The organism is Longimicrobium sp., assembly GCF_036554565.1.
In the GTDB taxonomy this organism is placed as follows: domain Bacteria; phylum Gemmatimonadota; class Gemmatimonadetes; order Longimicrobiales; family Longimicrobiaceae; genus Longimicrobium.
Genome location: NZ_DATBNB010000605.1, coordinates 1 through 3,480, shown reverse-complemented (window position 1 = coordinate 3,480; position 3,480 = coordinate 1). Strand labels below are relative to the sequence as shown.

The window sequence follows — 3,480 nt, the reverse complement described above, 5'->3', positions numbered from 1 at the left end:
CGAAGCCCTCCACGTCGATCTTGATCAGCGTGGGGGTGATGTCGTGCGCGGCGCAAAACGCATCGATCGTCACCGTCTCCACCGTCTCGGTCCCCGCCTCGCCCGCGGCGGCCAGCCGGCTCGTCCCGTGGTGCCCCGCGCCGATCAGCCCCGCCGTTCCCGCCACGTCCGACACCGCGGCGCGCACCGGCGCCACCACGTCGGCGAGCCCGTTCAGCTCCACGTGGCGGCGCAGTCCCTCGAACGCCTCCGGCGACGGCTCGAAGGCGAACACCCGCCCGCCTGGCCGCACCCACTGCCCCAAGAGCAGCGCGTACGCACCGGCGTTGGCACCCACATCGAGCGCAACCCCGCCCCGCGCGGCAGTGGCGTGAAAGGCGGCGTACTCCACGTGGTTCCAGCTGACGAAGCGGTACTCGGGAAGCACGCGCACCCGTTCGCCGCCGGGGAGCACGGACTCCACGCCGCGCCCGCCGCCCAGCAGTGCGTGGTAGGCGCCACGCAGCCACCGCCGGGGACCGCTCTCCGGAACCAGGCGCGCCACGGCCGCACCCACCACCTCCAGCGGCGAGCGTCGGCGGTACGCATGTCCCTCGGCGGTCTCGATCGGCGTCATTCAGCTCGCTCGTGATCCAAGGCGGTCCGAAGTGGCGGGCCAGCGGTCGATGCCTCCGATTCCGTCAGGAGCCGGATCATCCCGGGCAGCTCGCGATCGTCGAAATGGCAACGCACCGCATCCGCCACCATCTCCCGAAGTGCAGGGAGCGTGTCCGCCTCGGTGAAGATGGCTTCTCCGAGCGCGCGCGCCCGGTATCCGCCAGTCTCGGTACGTGCGACGACGAACACCATCTCAGCCATGCGCCGGCCTTCCCTCGTGCGCTCCCGCGTCGGCCAGCTCGATGTCCACGACCTCGTCCGGCGGTGACGTGAAAGGTGACACGGCATCAGGCGGAAGCAGGCGCAGGTGCACCAGCACGGGGCGCACCCGTTGGGGAAGCGGCAGGCCGGGGTACAGCGGACGCATCGCCCAGAGGTAGAGGACGGCCAGCACGGGAGCCGCCACCAGCGGGGGCCACACCGAGGCCCTCCATCCCATGATCCCCACGCCCAGCCCCACCAGCAGCAGCACCGCCGCGCGGGCGGTCCACGGCCCCAGCGCGCGCCGCCACAGGGCGGTGGAGCCGAGCCCCGTCACCTGGTGCAGGTACCGCATTCCCAGCGGGTACGCCACCGCCGCCGTGCCGATCACCCCCGCCGCGGCCACGCCCGCCGTGCCGAACTGGCGCCCCAGCCAGATCGCGGCAAGCACGTGGACGAGACCCTGGACGATGGAAACGGCGCCGATCTGCACCCGGGCGCCCAGCGTGCTCGCCGTTACGAAGACCGCGTGGCCCAGCGACAGCGACAGCACCCCGGCGGCGAGGAGCGCGTTCGTGGCCAGCCCGGCAAACCGGTCCGGCCCAACCCACAGCGCGACGAAGCTGGGGTTGAAGGCCAGCACCGAACACGCCACCGCCCCAGAGCCGATCAGCGTCAGGCGGAAGATGGAGACCACGACCTCGTTGGTGCGCTCGCGGTTCCCCTCGCCACGCAATTGCGCGAGGCCGACGAGCCCGGCGTCCGGCATCTGCCAGCTCATCTGCATCAGCACGTCGCCCAAACGCGCGGTGAGGGCGAAGGCGACGGCCGCGGCGGGCCCGGCCACGGAGAGCAGGATGAGCGTGCTGCTCGCCGACACCATCCGCCAGCCCAAGCCGCCCGTCCAGGCGCCGATGCCCTGCACCGTCACTGCCCCCAGCCGCCGGGCAGACGGAAGCCGCCAGCCGCGCAACAGGTCCGGGGCGATGGTCCACAGCCGCATCAGGCTGGCGACGCCTGACATCAGCGCCGGGATGGTCGCGGCCGCGGCCAGCGCGTACAGCCCCTGGCCGGCGGCCAGCAGCAGCACGAGGAGCACCACGTTCAGCGCGGACTGGGCGATGCCCATCACGCCCAGGAAGGTGACGTCCTGCAGCCCCAGCAGCACCGAGTGGAAGACGCGGACGGGGTACACGGCCGCCGTTCCCGCCACCAGGAACAGCAGCGGCTTCATCACCGTTGCACGCTGTTCCGGCGTGACTCCCGTCAGCCCCGGGGCCAGGGTCAGCAGCGCCAGGCTCAACGCAGCGAAGAGCACCGCCGCCAGGATCGCCGCGAGGCCGCCGGTGGCCACCAGCCCGCGCATCTCGTCGCGGTCGGCGCGCCCGTCCGCCTCGGCCACCAGCCAGGGGAGCACGGCCAGCACGCCCAGGTCGGCCATGGCCGAATACGCCACCAGCTCGCCGAAGCCCAGCCAGACGCCGTACGGCTCGGCGCCCACCCGTGAGAGGACGAACGGCACCACCAGGATGCCCGACGCCAGCGCCACCCCGAACTGCAGGTAGCCGAAGGTGGCGGCGATTCCGGCGCGACGAGTGCGGCTCACGCGGTGCGCCGGCGGACGGCGAAGCGCGCCACCTGCCGCAGCGCCGCGGCCCACCCCTGCGCCGTCGCCCGGCGGCGCCACGACCTGCGCGGCCGGCCGTGCTCGCGGCGGATGGTGTCGCTCCACCGCTCGTAGAAGAGCAGCCCGTTGCGCAGCCCGATCGCCTGCCGCCCGGCGGATGGCGTACGGGCGTACGTAGTGCTCAGCTGGTGCACGTACGCCTCGTCGCGCTCATACCCGTGCGCCGCCACCCGCCACCCCGCGAATCGGATGCGATAGCAGAGGTCCGACTCGTCCCACTCCGTGGGGCGAAAGGCCGGGTCGAGCACGCCCACCCGGTCCGTGCACGCCTTGCGGACCACCCAGGGCCGCACCACGCCGTCCACCTCGTTCAGCCGCAGCCAGTTGAGCGGCGCCGGCCCGATGGTGCTCTGCACGCGGCGCCAGTCCACGGTGTCGTCCCAGGTGAGGACGGGCTCGTCGACGGGTGAAAACGTCAGCCCGCGGCTGAGCGCGAGCAGGCCGATGTCGTCGTAGGCGGCAAAGGTGGCGATCAGCTCGGGGATGAACCAGCCGGCGCGCAGGAACATGTCGTCGTGCCAGCTCATCACCAGCGGCGCGCGGGCGTCGGCGAGGCCGCGGTTGGTGCACACCAGCTCGTGCGCGTCGTTCTCGTGGATGACCCGCAGCGGGGGCCCTTTCCAGCCACGGGCGACCAAGCCGGCGAGGTACTCCCGCGTGCCGTCGGTGCAGCCGTCCTCGACCACGATGATTTCGACGGGCTGATCGGCGGCGTAGCGCGCCCAGCTTTCCAGCCCCTGCTGCAGCACGGGCTGGTTGTTGTGCGTGGCGATGACGACCGTCAGCTCCGGTGCGCGCTCCCTCACTTCCCCGCCCCTGTTCGTGTGATCAACTTGCCCATCGGCGCCTGAGCGAGACACTTCGGTGGCGCTTCGACCTGGGCCGGCCCATGCCGCGGCGCCCCCCATCCCCAGCCCTTCCCCCGCAAACTGCGC

Annotated in this window: 4 protein-coding genes; all 4 read right to left on the bottom strand. The window is 72.5% G+C overall.

The features are described 5' to 3' along the window. A partial coding sequence (locus VIB55_RS16760) for an FkbM family methyltransferase (protein ID WP_331877816.1) occupies positions 1–616 on the bottom strand: 616 nt, incomplete at its 3' end. Next, complete coding sequence (locus tag VIB55_RS16755) at positions 613–858, bottom strand: hypothetical protein (protein WP_331877815.1); 246 nt, start codon at positions 856–858, stop codon at positions 613–615. The genes VIB55_RS16760 and VIB55_RS16755, both read right to left, overlap by 4 nt. Continuing rightward, on the bottom strand, positions 851–2,464 hold the full coding sequence (locus VIB55_RS16750) for a hypothetical protein (RefSeq protein ID WP_331877814.1): 1,614 nt from the start codon (positions 2,462–2,464) through the stop codon (positions 851–853). The genes VIB55_RS16755 and VIB55_RS16750 overlap by 8 nt, the downstream gene beginning before the upstream one ends. Then, positions 2,461–3,351, bottom strand: coding sequence for a glycosyltransferase family 2 protein (locus tag VIB55_RS16745; protein WP_331877813.1), 891 nt, complete (start codon positions 3,349–3,351; stop codon positions 2,461–2,463). The genes VIB55_RS16750 and VIB55_RS16745 overlap by 4 nt, the downstream gene beginning before the upstream one ends. Positions 3,352–3,480 lie beyond the last annotated feature (129 nt).

What these genes read in the sequence shown, in the direction of transcription:
- VIB55_RS16755 (WP_331877815.1), bottom strand. Translation starts at nt 858, where the DNA reads ATGGCTGAGATGGTGTTCGTCGTCGCACGTACCGAGACTGGCGGATAC.